This window comes from Spirosoma sp., from assembly GCF_026391055.1.
GTDB lineage: Bacteria > Bacteroidota > Bacteroidia > Cytophagales > Spirosomataceae > Spirosoma.
In genome coordinates, this window is record NZ_JAPLET010000014.1 from 78,484 (window position 1) to 96,152 (window position 17,669).

Below are 17,669 nucleotides of genomic sequence, written 5' to 3' on the forward strand. Positions count from 1 at the left end.
GATGCTCTGCGTTATAGCGTATTTCAAACAGGTACTTTATGTCAAGATTTCATCCGTATGGCCGCAAGGATCGAGAAGAGCTTCTGTCGAATCGGTGTATAGCTTACCTGGTTACAGGCCTGCCCATTTACGGGAGCGTCCATGAATTACGTAATCAAGCGGGCTATTCACGGACGGATGTACCGACTTTCTTCAACTAAATCTTCATACCAGTTCACCAATGTATTTGGTGCTGAGCCGTGATAAATCACTTTATCTTCTCCAGTTTAAATCCAATGTATCATGATGAATTCAGCAACACAAGCCGACGAGCTGATTGATTCTTTCAACCAGGAAACCCGCCGAATTGCCAATGCGTGTTCGGTTAATATTCCGACCCATTGGCGCTATAAGAATCAGGTCAGAAAAGGGTGGATTAACCTGACACATCTGTTTCGGGGTACAATGATTTTAGGAGCACCCGGAACAGGTAAAACCGAAACCTTTGTCCAAAATTTTGTACATCAGCTTTTGGAGAAAGAATTCACGATGGCCATTTACGATTATAAATCGCCTGAGCTAAGCAGGCTGGCTTATACGCATTACATTGACAATCTGAAAAAAACGACGAACCAATCGGGAGTAAGCCCTTCGTTTCATGCCATCAATTTTACTGATCCCCGTTATTCGTCGCGTTGTAATCCATTTTTGGCCGAGCGGTTCACCAATAGCTTCGAAGCCTTAGAAGCCGCGAAAAACCTACTGTACAATGTAAATAGATCTTGGAGTCTGAAGGGGGAGGGAGATTTTTTCGTTGAGGTGGCGATCAATTATTTAACTGCCTGTATCTGGTACATGAAGCGCTACAACGATCGGCAGGAAGCGAATTATGAAGATAGGTTGCCGACTGAAGAACGAGCTGCGGCCACTAAATCAAATCGCTTTAACTACTGCACCCTACCCCACATCATTGAATTTGCAACAAGGCCTACCGAAGAGATCATTCCGTTACTCAAGGCCGAGCCCGAGCTGGCCCATTTGATGGAAGCCATAACCAACATTGATGCAAATGATACGCGTGAACACATGGAGGGGCTGTTGAAGGTGATGCAACTAAGCCTGTCCACCTTAAAAAATCCGGTGCTCTACTGGATTATGACAGGGAGTGAAGCATTGGTAGATATCAATAATCCGAGTAATCCTAAAATACTGTGTCTGGGAAACGATCCAGCCTCGGGCCACTTGTTTTCTGTCCCATTAGCGTTGATTTCACACTTGCTGGCCAAACAGGTCAATCATCCCCATCAACGACCCAGTGCGTTAATCTTCGACGAATTTCCTACCCTTTATTTAAGCGAATTTGACAGTCTGTTAGCCACGGCCCGGTTCAATAAAATTGCCCTCTGCTTATCGGTTCAGGATCTTACTCAACTTGAAAACAAATATGGCAAAGTTAAAGCTCAGGCTCTCTTTACCATGAGTGGAACGATACTGGCCGGACAAGTGCGGGGCACCTCAGCGCAACAAATCGCTGATCGGTTGACAAAGCGACTGGAAACAGTAAAACTATCCAAAAGCTGGTCCTTTTTCGTTAAACCGAACGCAACGCAAGCACCCCGTATATCATCCGCCACTTTAAACGCTTTACCCTATGGCTGCTTTGCCGGGGAAGTAGCTACGCAGGTTGATGCTCCTCCCACGCACCCCGTTTTTTTCGCTCAGGTGACTGCCAGAAAAGCAAAGCTTGCGGAGAATCTCGCTGAACTACCTATAAATCCTGAACTGGCTATGCTGACAGATCAGCAGCTTGGCCAGCGATTGAATGACCATATGGCGGCAATTCAACAGGAAGTCACGGTTTTACTTCAGCAGGAACGGCAGCGCCACAAGCTGCGCTAACCCTTGCGCAAAGCCATCGGGCTAGTCAGCAGCGGGATTATTCTTAATTGTAAATCAAAACAAGTCTTATCGTCATGGCTAATTCACAAGAACAGGACAAAGAGTACAGAGGTATCCTGAACACCATCATGTTTATGGGGTATGCAGTCCTCTTATTTCATTTTTATGTTTTCTGTAACAACGTTTTTCAGCAGTTAGGGATACCCCTGGGCTTACTGGATCGGTTCATTCGCTCCTTGAACAGTTCGACGCACATATTTGAGCAAGTGTGGTATTCCAAGCTGGCAGCGCTGTTTTTATTACTTGTCTATGTACTGGGGAATAAGTCCAAAAAGAATATTACGGCAACCTGGAACGATGCCTTTCTGTACGGACTGATTGGTATTCTCCTCTACTTTGGGAGCGCACTGCTGTTGACTCTTCGGACTCTAAGCTACAATACAATTAACCTGTTATACGTCCTATCAACCGTGTCGGGTTATTTAACCCTGATCAAGGCGGCGGGCATTGCCGACAGTATCATCAATTTAAAAATGGGCGATGACCCGTTCAATGAAGAGAACGAGAGCTTCATGCAAGAAACAGAGTTGGTCGACAATGAATATTCCGTAAACATCCCCACCCTGTTCACCTACAAAAAAAAGCTTTACAAGGGGTGGATTAATGTTGTCAACGTATTTCGGGCGGCGATGGTCCTGGGAACGCCTGGTTCCGGGAAATCCTTTGCCGTAGTCAATAATTACATTCGCCAGCAGATACAAAAAGGATTTACGATGTTTATCTACGACTTCAAATTTCCCGACTTATCGCGCATCGCTTATTTCTACTTACTCAAACATCAGGATGTATATAAGAAGATGTACGGCAAAGTACCCCGGTTTTACACGATCAATTTTGACGACCCCCGTCGCTCTCATCGGTGTAATCCACTCTTACCCCGTCTTATGACTGACATCATTGATGCCCAGGAGGCTAGTGCTACTATCCTGCTGAATCTGAATAAAAGCTGGTTACAAAAGCAGGGCGACTTCTTTGTCGAGTCACCGATAACATTTCTGATGTCCTGCATCTGGTACATGAAACGGTTCAATGACCGTCAGGTTGAGGTTTTTTTAGACACACTTCCTGAATCGGAGCGGGGAAAGCTAGGGGTTGCGGATCATATCAATTACTGTACGTTTCCGCACATTATTGAATTCGCCAATCACGATTATGAAGAGATATTTCCCTTAATGGCGGCTGAGACTGAACTTGAGAATTTAATTCAGCCGTTCTTCAGCGCCTTAAAAAACGGGGCAAAAGAGCAGTTAGAAGGTCAAATTGCATCGGCGCGAATTCCCTTATCGCGCATGGCGTCTCCCAGCCTCTACTGGGTGATGACCGGCAATGATTTCTCCCTGGACATTAATAATCCCGATGCTCCCAAAATTCTTTGTGTTGGTAATAATCCTGACCGCCAGTCGGTCTACGGAGCAGCCCTGGGGCTCTACAATGCCCGCCTTATCAAGCTTGTAAACCGCAAAGGCCGACTGAAAAGCTCCATCATCGTTGATGAGCTACCCACTATTTATATGCGAGGGTTGGATAACCTGATTGCCACGGCTCGTTCTAATAAAGTGTCTACCTTATTAGGGTTACAGGATTTGACTCAGCTTATACGGGATTACGGAGATAAAGAAGCAAAAGCAATTTTTAACACGATTGGCAACATATTCAGTGGACAGGTTGTCGGAGAAACGGCCAAAAATCTATCGAGTCGTTTCGGTAAAAACGTACAGCAGCGTCAAAGCTTTAACGTGACCGAGAAAGAAACAACAACTAATTTTTCGACGGCCATGGATTCGGTCATTCCCGAAAGTAAAATCAGCAACCTGTCCCAGGGGTGGTTTGTCGGATCGATAGCGGACAACTTTGACGCAACCATCAAGCAAAAAATATTTCATGCGCAGATCGTCGTCGATAAAGAAATGATCGAAGAGCTAAGTAAGCTCCCCGAGATACCGGCCCTTAAAGCCTACGAAAACCTGAGTGACAAACAGGTGCAGGACATGATGAACGAGCAGTTTAAACAAGTGAAGACCGAGGTAACGAATCTGATCAAAACAGAATTAGACGCTATTCGTCAGGGACCGAACAGTCATTTGCTACGGGATCTGCGCACTGCTGATCCCAACTATTTAACGGGAGAAGCTGCCAATGAAGAAGCCACCTATGAGGATACAGAGGAGTATGACGCAGTAAACGATGAATACGCCGTGGATAATTAACCCCTAAGCTAAACCTGTTCAGAGAGGCACTTGACTAGTCAAGTGCCTTTTTTATTCAGCATTCGGAACGGGGTAGCCCGAAAGGTACTTGTCGCCACTTTAACATACCGACGGCTTAATTTATCCGGTAGGAATGCCTTTTCGGTCTGTCGAAAAAGAGCCTTTATACTACTTTCTCCGTTGATAAACGGATGACCGGCCGGAACGGGAAACGCTGGATTTAGATTCGTCTAACGCATTGAGTAACAAAAAACAGTATGAAGCCGGATTAACAGGTTGGGTACCCGCTAAAACGGTGTAATGAAGGTGTGGCCCCGTGGCTAAGCCTGTCGATCCAACCCGGCCAATTACTTGTCCCCGGCGAACAACCTCTCCCACGAGTACCGAATGGTCTTCGAGGTGACCGTAGCCGGTTTGATACCCGGAGGGGTGAACAATATAAACAGCCAGCCCCATCCCGGCTGGTTGCCAGACAACCCGGTCAACAACGCCATCGGCCGTCGCATACACCGCCGTAAAGCGAGGTTGAGGTAAATCAATACCGGCATGATTCTGTAAGCGACCACTGATGGGATGAACGCGTAGTCCGTACGCAGATGAAATCCGGAAGTCTTCATAAGAGCGAAGTCGAACGGGTAATATGGATGGAATGGACCGGTATAAATCAAAGGCAGATTGAGCCGACGCTTTATCTGTCTGACCAAGAGGTATCAGTTGTTGACGGATACGCCGTAAGGAATCCTCCAAAATCGCAACCATAATCGAATCCTGATCGACAAACCGTCGAGGGGCCAGTGTCCGATTGTCCAAGCGATACCGTTTACTTGAATCGGCAGCAGTATACTCAATAGGCGCTAATCGATACCGACTTTGAGAACTGGTATCGCTTTTCAGGGGGCTACCCATGTAGGTTACCAAAAATGATTGTTTGGGGTTAACCGGACGATTTAAGGGAGGGGATAATCGCTTCCCGTATCCACTAAGACTATCCCGCTTTGGGGAGTTAACCATGGCGTTTTGCTCAGGTATTGGATTGGCCGATGAGTCCACCTCATCCACCATAGGGAGCGCAAATTCGAGGGCTTCTTGAGGCTGAGGCATCAGGGGCTGATGGCGCTTAATGGGTGAATCCACTTTAAAAATGACCTGAGCCTGAGCCGGGCCCAATACCCCTCCGCAACTGATACAAAAGCAAAAAATGAAAGTTCTGAGCGAGTAAGTCATAAGCGGCGAAACGTGACCGAAAAAAAAATGATTTTCATTCCCAAAGTTATCCAACTTTCTGTATTGTATTATTACATCTTGATTAGATACTGACCATTTTTTTGCATAAATCACTTAACGTACTGATCCAAGATGCAACCTCAACCCGTTACAGAACCTGCCCTTGACCTGACGGTTGCTGAGCTGTCGGCTTTTGCCCAGCGGGGCCAATTGCCCCAGCCGATTTTAACCTATCGGCAAGAAAATGACAATCGACTACCGGCCAATCTCTACGTTCCCTTGGCTACGATCATCAACAATGATATGGCCGCCCAGGAACGCGCCGCCGCCGTGGGAAAGCCCCTGGATGCCCGGCCGTCCGATGATCTACGAACCGTGCTTTACACCCAGGACCCGATCATGCAGGAATTGCTGGAGCCATTTCGCCAGCAACGCATTCAGCAGCAGCAAAATCCCTTATCTGATGCTGAACAGCAGGGCCTTCAACGGGGTCAGATTCCGGCCTCAATAACTGGCTACCTAAACGATTACGCAGGGGAAATACCAGCCCATGCGCTAAAGCCGGTTAGTGAGGCAGTCGTTGATACGACTGTAGCCCGTAAGGGGGAGATGTATCCCCAGTTCGAACTCCTGTACACCCGGAGTATTGAATTACCGGGTTTAGTGGACGAGCCGATTCGTCAGGGGCTGAAGGATCAAGGACTACTGCCAATGGATGCACAAAGCTGGCGCGTTGACATGGCCAGTGAACGGAGCCGGTCCGATGCCACGCAGTTAGGGATCGCAGAGGGTATTCAAACAACAGAAATGAGTTTGGCATTGCCGGCCCTTGCTCGTCAATTACGACAGTACCTAGAAGGCGATAACTATTTAAGCAATGAGGAAATATCCCGAGCGATTTTCAACGAAAATACGACTCGGCAGCAAATGCATCAATTGGTCGAAAAGTTAGATACGACCAGACAGCCTGAGGTGCAGCAGCGGGTTACGGATTACTTGATGGAGTTGAAAGAAACAACGCAACAGTTTCCAGCCGTAGTACACCACGGACCTAGTACGCCGATTGACATGGTTAGTTTGATGAATGTGGTTCGAAATCATCAATCGGGCGAAACGCCGCTAACCTTACCACCACCGGGTGAAGCGGTAAAGAACATTGATTTGTTAGAGCGCCTTAAAAAAGCGTTCGACTCAACGGAACCTGTTCAGGATCAAAAACGGTCGATAAATACTCCAACGGATCAGGATGCTAAGGAAACAACCATAAAGCCCGCTAATGTTGCTTTTGATTCGGTAAAATCGCCCGCCCTACCTGGTCGTTCAGTAGCGGAAGGGGATGCATCATTGCCTATGCCCGGCGAAAAAGGGCCCAATCCGGCACCGGCCAAACGGGTAGCTGACGAAGGAGAATCATCATGGGGTTTATTAACGAAAATCCTTCAATTGAAATTAACTGAAGGGGGTATGGTGTCCAATTTTCTGAATAATTACAAAATTGTTCAGGACCTGATGGACAAACTGTTTAAGGGAGAGAACTTTGGTTTCAAGCGGAAGCCAACCGACGAGCCAACTACGCCGGATGGTTCATCGAAAGCCAATCAGCTGTCACTGGAGGAATTAATTCGGGAACTCGAACGGCGAACGCGTCCCGCGGGAATCAACCAGGCCGACGTTCAGAAAGTGACGGCCAATCAACCGATTGACCCAAAACCAACGGCAAGCCCCAATTCCCGGTCTCAACAAGTCGATTCAGAGCGGCCTGGACCGCCAGTAAGCGTGGATACTACTACCCGTCAGTACGGCCAGACCACAGCACCAGAAGCTGGGCCAAAATCGATGGTGTCCCGGATAATGGATCATTTTTTGGACAAGCTGGCTATAAAACTGCTCGACCGGTTGGAGTCGCGTCAGCAAACCAGACCTTCAGAAACTAGTACTACAACTGCTGTTACCAATTCGCCGGCACGGGTATTAGCTACGGATGTACTCAAGTCGACGGCAGCTCATCAGCCAACCGTATCCGCGGCAACGGCTCATAGCCAGGCCTCAGATAAACAAGCCACGACCCAACCCATTGTACCTGAAACATTTCGGCAGCAGGCCGCCTACGTGAACCAGGAAAAGCGCTACAGCTGGGAACAGATCAAGCCCCAGATGGATAAACTGGGCATTTCAGAAAAATCAATTGATCCGTTGAACAAAGCATTATTACTGGATGGCTATGCTACGCACCCGAACGTATCCTTCACCATAAAGGACAGAAACGGTATAGTAGCCCCAGCCCAGGGAAAACTGCTGCTCATTGAGATTCCAGGTAAAGGGCCCCAGGTTCACATTGAGCCACCCCAACTCAAAACCTCATTGTCTGTCCCGAAGGGGCTTAACTTATATACAGAGGACATTATGCGGTTGCAAAGGACAGGCATGGCTAACCGACCCGTTGAGTACACGGATGCTCAAACCGCTACCAAACGGGAAGTTCTGGTCGGCTATGATCCGGTAGCTAAACTACTGCGGACCATTGATAAAGAATCCATAAAAGTGCCCGCTGAGGTTAAGGGTCAGCCATTGACCACCCAGCAACAGGAGCTGCTGCGCGACGGTAAACAAATCAAGTTAACGGGGCTGCTAGATGAGAATAAAAAGCCCTATGCGGCAACGCTACAATTCTCGGCGGTGGAGGGGCAGTTTCGACTGGATCGTATCGGCAAAAAGCAGCGGGAAACGATCCCGCAGAACATCAAACAAGGCCCTTTGCAACCTCAGCCGGCAAGTGGGGATAAGCCGAATCAGGGTTTTGTGATTTATCTCAAATCGCTGACGCCAGAGAACAATCAGAAGTGGCTCAATACAACCCTCGACGTAAAAACGGGGGATGGACTTGAACAGCGTAAAAAAGTTAAAGAACTGACTTACTCGGATTCCATTGCGGTCAAAAAGGATGGGGTTTCAAAGGCATACTTGCCCCTTACGATGAAACCGCAAGACAACACCTTGTTATCACCGTCGGAACAGGCCCGATTACTGACGAAACTGGAAAGAAATCCGCCTATCGGTGGCATTCGCCTACAGGAAGCCAAGCCTCATGAATTGGAGAAAGCCAAAGCCCGCTTCCAGCCCCAGACCCAAACGGATACCAGCGTTGTTTCAAAAAATGGAGCGACCCGAATAACGCAAAACCAGACGGGTAATCTTGAGCAAAAACCGGCTGGTAACGCGCGGCAGAATTCGGACTCGACCAACGAGAAAAAAGGGCCAACCAACGCCGTTAAATCAGCCGCACCGGCGGACCGGCCTAAACAACCCACGGTTCGCCGTCACTCTTAAGATTTCAATCAATACCGACACTATGGCTTCTACAGATTATAACAGCTTAAACAGGGTCGAAAAGCCCGTTAATCCGCGTCCGCTGGAAACCGGCAACCGCTTCACCTGGGAGCAACTGGAAATGCAGCTTAAACCGCTGGGTATTCAAAAGGAAAGCTTATCGCCCGAGGATATGCGCGAGCTATTAAATGCCCGTCGTACGTCCAGCCTAACCCTGAATCAAACGGATAGCAACGGAACCACTACCCCGGTTCAGGGCCGTTTATTTGTCTATGACGATCCGGGGAAAGGTCCCCGCGTTGAACTGATTCCCCGGCAACTAGAGCGAACGCCGGCCCCCCGCTTTTTGGGCTACCAGCTCACGCACGAAGATCACATCCGGCTGCAACGAACCGGTGAATTAGGCCGTCCCGTCCCGTTGACGGATAAAGAGACCAATCAACAGTTTATGGGATTGGTGGGCTATGATCCCCAGACAAATCGGCTGACCGTCTTTCGGCAAGAACGATTCGTACCACCAACCGTTCTACGCAACGTGCCCATTACGGACAAACAGCAGCAGACGCTGAAAAACCACGGAGTCATCCGGGTAAAAAACATGACGGGTCTGGATGGCAAGCCCTTTACCGCCGACGTGCAGGTAGCCGCCCATAAACGAGGGTTGAAATTTACGCCTGTCAACCAGGCGGCTCTCAACGCCCTCCAGGTAAAACGAGATACGCAACGAAATGCGCCACAACCCGCTGAGTTGACGCCTAAACAGGTTGCTCGTCAGGCGGCCGACGAACAATGGAAGAAAACGATCGTATCGGCCAAGGATGAAAAAGGCCAAATCGTTCGCAAACCTGCGGGCGCATTAACCTATCAGGATATGATTCGGGTCAATAAGGTAAGTGACTCACCGGTTGAATGGAGGCCCTTAAACCGTATCCCCCATGGCCAGGAATTGAAAAGTCCAAGGGCGCAGGCTAAAATGGAAATTCTGGATTATCGAAAGGAACAGAGTGGGGTCGTATTGCCACCCAAAAAAACCGCGACAGCGGAGGAAATTAAGCGAGCTGATCAAAAATTTTCATCGTTGTCGGAGGGAAGAACGCCCGCGCGTACGGCTACCCCGCCAAGCCCCGCACGCCAAAATGAGCCCGTAGCAAAGACGGATAAAAATACGAAACAGACTGAGCCCATTGCCTCGGCTAAAGCGGGATACGGTAAGAAACGGGTATAAAACGCTATTATAAACGAGTGAGCTTGTAATTTCACGTTATATACAAAATATTAAATGAATGGATAGCACCGTCGAGAACACCTCTCCAATTGATGTATCTACGTTGATAGGTAAACGCTATACGATAGAACAGATGCGTCCAGTTCTAGCCGCTCACCTGGACTTATCGTCTAATTTAGTTTCCGCACCGGTCGGCCTTGAGATAAAGAAATTACTGGACGGTAAACAAACCAACATCATTCCATTGAAGGATGGCGATGCCGCCAAGCTCAGCGTCATTAATCATCCAACGCGGGGTTTATCGATCAACGTAATGCATGTGCAGGCGCGGCTGCAGCTGAGAGATAATTACCTGGGCCACCAATTTAGTCCCACTGATAAGGAAAATCTCCAGCGGTACGGCGATATGGGGCGCGCCGTTCAACTCATCGACCCATCGTCTGGTACACCCTTTAGAGGCATCATTGGCATTAATCCGGAAACGCAAAAAATGACGGTGATTAACACCGATAAATTTCCGATACCGGACAAGTTGTTGGGCGTACCCATTGATCCGTCCGCCAAAGAGCGGTTACGGGAAGGATACTCGATCCGCATCAATAACATGAAAAAAGATGACCAGACGTTTTCGGCCTTTGTCCGTCTGGCAGCCTCTAGGAGCGGGTTTAAGTTTGAACGCATCAAGCCGCCCAAACTGGAACAAACCCCGAAAACTAGCCAGTTGGTTACCTCACAAGCTGCTGAACGATCTACTTCGGCTACGCCACTACTGGATAGTTTAAGTTACGCCGGAAAGGGAATAAGGCAAACAACGCAAGCTTACCCGAATGGGGTTGAAGTGTTGGTCATCCCGCAGGCCGAAAAAGCCAAATACGTATTATCGATAAAACTTCCCCAGCTTGCCCAGGCTCCCGAAACCGGCAAGTTGTTTGCCCTGCCAATCATGGCCACAAAAACGGAGGCTGAAGCGTTACTTCAGCTCAGTCAGCAACTGGATAAAGCGATTGGAAAAAATCAACCGCTCCTTCCTGTCCTTCAGCAAACACCCGAATCCGTTCAACGTCTACTGCACCTTGATTTAATGAAGACGCTGAACAAAAAAAATGACCTACCCCCCAGCGGCACTGATCTCCAGACAGCTGCCCGCCCCATCCCACACTCAGCCCAGCAGCAACTGAAGACGGCATCGGTGACTAAACAAGGGGAGCAAACGACCAAACCGGCCCAGGTGAAGCCCGATGTAGAGGCGAAAACAGCCAAGGCTAAAGTTAGTAAACCCAAAACAGACGTGAAGCCTCCCAAAGGACCTCGTCCGTAAGGCCTTCGTCCCGTCCTTTTTCCCCTGTTATAAATTGAATCGCTATGTCAACTCAACCGCAGGAAGCCAAACGTACCAACCGCCAAGATGCTTACGATCGTCGGGTTGCCGAGGAGCGTTCACTCACCGATCGGTATAAATCGGATATCAATTTAGTGACTTATCTCATTGATCAGGGCTGGCAGCCGATTAAGGGGAAACACGGTAAAAACTGGGCGGCTCTGGAAGAGGAATCCACCGGGCGAAAGATCACCGTGCACCGGGTACAGGAAACCGGACATTATGCCTATAAATCGTTTCAGGATAACCGCGACCGGGGAACGATCATTAACATGGTATCCAATAAATTAAACCTGGATCTGGGCAGTCGGGATGGTTGGAAACAGTTACATGCTCACCTTAGCCCCATGGTAGGTAATGTTTACACCTCCCATGAGTCGATCCGGCCCATTGGCTTGAAAGACATTCGTCAGCTGGATGAAACCACAACGGCCCGACTGCTTAACATCGAGCCCTTGCAACAACGCAATTGGCTATATAGTCGTCATATTGAGGACAAGACCATCGATGCGCCAGAATTCAAAGGCCAGATTGTGCAACGCCCGTTTGAGACGAAAAACGGCTATACCGGCACCAACACGGCCTTCCCGATGCGTAATATGGAACACATCGTGACTCTCAACACGCGCAATGCCAGTCATAATATGCTCGTCTCTCCCAAACACGATAGTGTTTGGTTATCCAACGTTATTCCAGGCGTAAAACCCCGGGAAATTGTCATTACCGAAAACCCCATCGACGCCCTCTCTCACTACCAGCTACACCCGCCCCGTCAAGCTGGCGACCGGCTTTATGTATCGACAGGGGGGCAGCCCGGTGGTCTGCAATTGCCCACGTTACAAAAAATCATTGATACCATAAAACCCGAACGGTTCATCTTAGCCAACGATAATGACTTCTCGGGGATACGCTTTAATATTCAATACATGGGTAGCTTGAAACTACCTGGTCAACCGGACCAGGCCTGGCAGGCGTATATGACGGAGGGCAATCAAAAGACAGGCAATCCAAATCAGTTACGGTTAACCTTACCTAAGGGCGTGGAATCCCCGCCGGGTAAATCGCCCGAGGAGCTTGCCCAGCGAATTGGTTCGGTTATGAATCAGGGCCATTTAGTTGACGAGACGAAAGCTAAAGTAAAAGTGGGGAAAACGTATTTGGGTGATACGGAAATTACTGTTGATATTCCCAATAACAGACCTATGTTGATCCGGGCGGAAAACCTAACCAAAGAAATCCGGCTAACGGACAATCACTTTTACGTGAACCGCTCGGTGGAGAAAGATTTTAATGATGACTTAAAAGTAAAAGCCGATAAGATTCAGCAGGAAATTGATAAAATAAGGGCTAACCGACCTGAGAACCGGCAACATGACCCCATCACGCTTCAACCCGAGTGGCTAGTAAAATTGCAGTCTCAATTCAAAAACGACCCGGCTGCCCTCGCCAATCAAAAATCAACGGTGAAGGTTGGACCAACAGGATTACCGCTGCATCAATATGAGAAGGGAGCGGTCAATAATGAATTACCAAAAGATGGCGCCAAGCGATTTCGGAAAGAAACACCAGCGACGGTGCCGCCAAATTCACAAACCGCCCCTCCTCCGGGTAAGCCCGTCGACCCTAAAGAACATGTGAAGCCAGCGGTGCTTACCGATAAGCCGGTATCAACAAATCGAATACGACGCTCGTAATCGGTGTACCGATACAATTACGAAACCTAGTTACATTTTCGACTGCGCGTTAAGTTCGTTTAGGGCCTTTATTCACCAGGTAATTGCCGCTCATCGTTACTTTTATACCCGTCAAGTAACCTGTAAAACGTCCGCGACTATGCAGCCTTTATTTTCCGCCTGGCTAATCGATCCTTACCTTGAGTCGGTATATCCAATCGAGCTAACCGATTCCCTGTCGGATATTAGCCGTTGGATCGGTACCGTAGAGATTGGTTTTTTTCTTCATCATCCGTGCGGTGATCGGGCGATCATGAATGGGGATGTCCTGACTCAACCCCCATTGCCACCTGGCTGGCAATGGCTTGGAACGGGTGCGGTTTATTATGGCCGGGCCATCTGGATCAATGTGAACCAGGAAGGTCAACTCATGTCTCCTGAATCAACCCGTTGCTGGCTGGAAGGCCAACTCAACTTTATTGGATTCAGGGAATTAGCCGATGTAAATTCTGATCTATCAGATGACGATGATGAGGATTGGAATCAATTACTGGATGAAATCGGAAGCCAGGATGATTAGTAGAAGTGACTTAAGTTCGTTCTACTGGTATGATCCTCGTACAAGTCCATAGCCGCCATTAAGGGGCTCTGGACTTTATTTTTTTGTGAACTTATACACGTCGTCATCCAAGAAATCAGAAGGAGCGAACGCTATTCCATTCACCACTCCGGAGAGCGATACAGAAATAGTGGCGGGTGTAATGCCAAAATGCACATTTGAAAAAGTCATCCTAAACTCATTGCCATCCATATAGTCCAGTTGAGCCGTTAAGGACGGGTGATGTTCAAAGCGAACCAAGATATTCGTTTTTCCTTTCCCAGTGCCCAGGGTTGTGATGGTGAGATTACCGTATAATGGGTTATGATACGTGCCTTTAAGTGAATTGATGGAGAAAGGGGGTTGTTTAGCGGCCGAGACACGTTTATCAAGCATGGTAAGTATCTCTTTCGCATTGTGCTGCCGGCGTTGGTAGCCTTTAAAAAAGTAGTCAGCCCGGTTGGTGTAAGGTTGTCCTAAATAGCTGTCTAGTAGTTGAAAAAGTAATGCCTCGTAAAAAGTATTAAGATCATTCGAGGAAAATATAAAGAACGCTACTTTTTTATCGGGTACAATGCAATAAGCACTTCGGTAGCCGAAGCTTGTTCCAGTATGCAGAAAAACCTGATGGCCTGCGTAGTAAAGAAGGCTAACTCCCAAAGCGTAGAATTGACTTTCAATTGGAAAACCGGGAATAGGTGAAGTGCTGGCAATCGTATTAGGCTGTCGGGTAGCGGCAATCGTTTCCCATGGCACAACAGACTTTTGCTGGTAGCGTCCACTGTCAAGTTGCATCAGCATCCACGTGTTCATATCCTTCAAACAAGACACCATCCCCGTTGCCGCACCAATACTGCCAAGCGAGTCATAGGGTAGTGTAATCGGTTGATCGGATGTAGTACAGCAGGTGGAATAGGGTTTAGCTACATTGGAATCCCTGATCGTTGTCAGATCAAAATAGGTTCGTTGCATACCGAGAGGTTTTAGCAACAAGTTATCGACCTCATGCTCCCAGGTATTCCCTGTAATGGATGCCATCACTTCACCGGCTGCCACATAGCCTAAATTTGAATAACCAAACTGCTGGCGAAAGGGAAAGTCCGGCTTTAGCTGGGCAAGTTTTTGCGTGAGCTGCGACCGGCTATAACTAGTATTCCAAGCGACAAAATCAGCTTTGTGACCGGCAAGCCCAAGCCGATGGGATAATAAGTCCCGGATTGATAAGAGTGGGGTAACCTGGGCATCATACATTTTAAAGGATGGCAGGTAGTTAACGACGGGGTCATCCAGGTTAAGCTTTTTCTGATGAGCCAGGTGAGCGAAAGCAGTAGCTACGAAGAGCTTAGTATTAGACGCAATGGGAAACAGCGTATTTTCGTCAACCTGCTTGGCTGTTCCCAGTTCTCTTACCCCGTACCCCTTTGAAATAATGATTTTTCCATCTTGAACGATGCCGACGGCCATCGAAGGTATTTGCCAATTCTGCATGCCTTTCTGAACGTAACGATCCAAGCTGTCAGAGATAAAGGAAGGCGTTTGGGCGTGGCTGACGAAGGGAAAACAAAGAAGCAAGAAAGCCAAGAGTGTTGGCAATTTCGGTTGATATAAAGCCATAAAAGCTAATACTTTCAATGAAGCGTTAAAGGGCATGTTCGGACTGTTAGCGTTTTCCTCCCAACCGCTGCTGTTCAGACTCAGATCCGAATTCGCGTTCATTAACCGGTTTGGCTTTGGTATGACCAAACCGTAGCGCGTAGCTAACAAGGAGCTGCTGGGTTTCGGATTTATGGTAAAAAGCAACGGATGTATTCAAGTAATTCCCATAGTTCTGTAAAAGTAACGTATGGAAGATGTCAGTGGCTGACATTTTGAGGCTGGAATTATTATTAATCGAGTATTGTAAGCCGGCATCAAGGTACCAGATCGGTTTATATTTTAGATACCCGATTAAAGCTGTATTTCGACCCGTGAAAGCGAGAGTTGCCGACAACTTGCCCATGCTGAACGTATTCAAGAGTTTAACCACAACCGTGGGCTGTGATGTGGTAATGGGCACACGTTCAAAGGTGGAATAAAAGCGGCTCATCAAACCCGTCATCGTTGCTTGGACCTGCCAGAATGGGCGTATTTTCACCGGTATTGATAGCACCAGCGACATTCTCTTTTCCCAGTCAAAATTTATATAATAGTTCAAAATAGCAGCTGATGTGGTGTCGTTTCGGAAGAGTATCTCAGTAATACGATTCCGACTATGATTATAGGAAAGGGAGAGCGACAACCGTTTCGGGGTAATTAGGCCAAGCTGAAAACTACTGGATAACTGAGGCAAAAGAAGTGGATTGCCGGTGTAAAGCGTCAACGGGTTATAAAATATATAAGATGGGTTAAGGACGTCAAAAGCAGGTCGAACAATTCGGCGATTAAAGTTGAGGGTGTATTTGAAACTTTGTTTGTTGGTATACTGGATACTAACTGTAGGAAATAAATTTGTGTAATCCCGTATCACCTCCAACCGGTTATTAACCTGAGCCTCATAGTGGGTATGCTCAAGACGTAAACCAGCCCGTACGGAAATGCCCGACCACTGGTAGCTCACCGAACTATACGCCGCTGAAGTAAATTCATCGTAATGAAATGCCCGGATTAAAGAACGTTTAAGTGAATCAAAACCTGGCGTAGCTTTAAGAAGATCGGGTTGATTTTGTAAAGTGATAGCACTGTATTTGACGCCGGTCTCCAGCGTACCCTTCTGAAATATTGCCGTCGTAAAATCTGCCTTAGCTGTTTTAAACCGGATGGTATTCGGATAGTCAATCACCAGTGATTCACTAGGCCTTGGCTGATCCGGCAAAAGAGTGTAATCAGCCCGGGATCGGGAATTGTCAGTATACTGGGCTGCATCAATATCAATTGTCAGAAACGTTTGGGGTTTCGAAAAAGTAAACTGGTAATTCACATTAGCGGATAGATTGAGTTGCCGAGAGCGCAGTTGAGAGATTGAATTGATCTTGGTCAGTCTGGCCGAAGGCGAGGCCAGCTGGTACTCCAGAGAAGACGATGGATTCTGCGTATCACTAATCTGGTTAAGCATAAGCACAGCCCCAATGGTTTGCTGCTTGGTCAGCTTGAGATCCCAATTCGTGCGAAACAAATGAGCACTGATGTCTTCCTTGTTTAGTTGATTACCCGATGAATAGCCGGACTCTGCATACTGGCCAGCAGGTACCGTCTGGTACGTATTCCAACTAAAATACGTTGGTCGATAAGAAGGATTGTAAAGGAATTTACCAGACAATTTTGTTTTCTGGACTGACACGCCAACGGATGCATTCGCTTTAATATACCGGCCAAATCCACCTGTAAGGTCAAGGTCCAGACTTGTTCCCTGTTGATAAAAGTTTTTGGTAAATAATAAGATGACTCCACCCGAGTTTGCATCATAGCGAGCGGATGGATTTGTTAATATCTCGATCCGTGAGATGGAGTTGGCCGGCAGGCTTTGTAAGTAAGCTACAATCCGTTCGGAAGGTATATAGACTTGCCGGTTATCCTGATAAAGCACAACCCCCGGTTTATCGTCAATGGCCACTTTTCGATTGATAACGTCGATAGACAGCCGGGGTGCCAGGCTCAGTAGATCAAGAGTCGTTCCGCCCGAGTACAGTGGATTGTCTTCGACATTCAGCAGCGTTCGGTCACCTAGTAATTCAATGAATGGCCGCTTTTGTTTTACTGATACTTCAGCTAAGTTTAATGCCTTAGTCTGCATGGTGAAGGCCAGAGGGGCGCTACTGGTCGAATCGCTTGAAACAACAGGTTGGAATATAGATTGAAGTCCAACGTGCGTTATTCGTACCAGATAGGCACCATTATGAACGACATTGATTCGAAAGTAACCACTTGAATCGCTTTGCGCCGTCAGGATAAGGGAAGAATCGACCTGTAGCAGAGAAACCGTCGCTTGGATAACGGGTTGTTTGGTCTCGGAGGTAAGCTGGCCAGCTATTGTTAGAGAAACCGGAAGTGCTGGAGTAGACTGACCAACCGCACGCATCATAGTGCAATTTGTGAAAAAGATAGTCAGGAAGGCATGAAGAAA

General features: G+C 47.8%; 10 protein-coding genes. 7 read left to right on the forward strand and 3 right to left on the reverse strand.

Going from position 1 to position 17,669, the window contains the following annotated elements:
* Positions 1–282 precede the first annotated feature (282 nt).
* On the forward strand, positions 283–1,878 hold the full coding sequence (locus tag NT073_RS05070) for a type IV secretory system conjugative DNA transfer family protein (protein ID WP_297369725.1): 1,596 nt from the start codon (positions 283–285) through the stop codon (positions 1,876–1,878).
* Between the two features lie 74 nt (positions 1,879–1,952).
* On the forward strand, positions 1,953–4,145 hold the full coding sequence (locus NT073_RS05075) for a YWFCY domain-containing protein (RefSeq protein WP_297369728.1): 2,193 nt from the start codon (positions 1,953–1,955) through the stop codon (positions 4,143–4,145).
* A gap of 168 nt (positions 4,146–4,313) precedes the next feature.
* Here NT073_RS05075 and NT073_RS05080 read toward each other — a convergent pair whose 3' ends face one another.
* Positions 4,314–5,246: a M23 family metallopeptidase gene (locus NT073_RS05080; protein ID WP_297369735.1), complete on the reverse strand. Its 933-nt coding sequence runs from the start codon at positions 5,244–5,246 to the stop codon at positions 4,314–4,316.
* A gap of 255 nt (positions 5,247–5,501) precedes the next feature.
* On the opposite strand from NT073_RS05080, the gene NT073_RS05085 reads away from it, so the two are divergent.
* The 5 genes from NT073_RS05085 (at position 5,502) to NT073_RS05105 (ending at position 13,552) form a co-directional block, all read left to right on the forward strand.
* Entirely contained in the window at positions 5,502–8,696 is a 3,195-nt protein-coding gene (locus NT073_RS05085; protein WP_297369740.1) for a DUF3945 domain-containing protein, read from the forward strand.
* Positions 8,697–8,718: 22 nt separating this feature from the next.
* A complete protein-coding gene (locus tag NT073_RS05090; protein ID WP_297369743.1) occupies positions 8,719–9,921 on the forward strand; it encodes a DUF3945 domain-containing protein in 1,203 nt (400 codons plus the stop codon).
* Positions 9,922–10,054: 133 nt separating this feature from the next.
* Positions 10,055–11,239: a DUF3945 domain-containing protein gene (locus NT073_RS05095; RefSeq protein WP_297369745.1), complete on the forward strand. Its 1,185-nt coding sequence runs from the start codon at positions 10,055–10,057 to the stop codon at positions 11,237–11,239.
* Between the two features lie 44 nt (positions 11,240–11,283).
* Complete coding sequence (locus NT073_RS05100; protein ID WP_297369748.1) at positions 11,284–12,993, forward strand: toprim domain-containing protein; 1,710 nt, start codon at positions 11,284–11,286, stop codon at positions 12,991–12,993.
* Positions 12,994–13,132: 139 nt separating this feature from the next.
* Positions 13,133–13,552, forward strand: a complete 420-nt coding sequence (locus NT073_RS05105; protein WP_297369749.1) for a hypothetical protein — start codon at positions 13,133–13,135, stop codon at positions 13,550–13,552.
* Between the two features lie 75 nt (positions 13,553–13,627).
* Here the strand turns inward: NT073_RS05105 and NT073_RS05110 are convergent, their stop codons facing one another.
* On the reverse strand, positions 13,628–15,220 hold the full coding sequence (locus NT073_RS05110; RefSeq protein WP_297369752.1) for a serine hydrolase domain-containing protein: 1,593 nt from the start codon (positions 15,218–15,220) through the stop codon (positions 13,628–13,630).
* Between the two features lie 10 nt (positions 15,221–15,230).
* On the reverse strand, positions 15,231–17,627 hold the full coding sequence (locus tag NT073_RS05115) for an outer membrane beta-barrel family protein (RefSeq protein WP_297369755.1): 2,397 nt from the start codon (positions 17,625–17,627) through the stop codon (positions 15,231–15,233).
* Positions 17,628–17,669 lie beyond the last annotated feature (42 nt).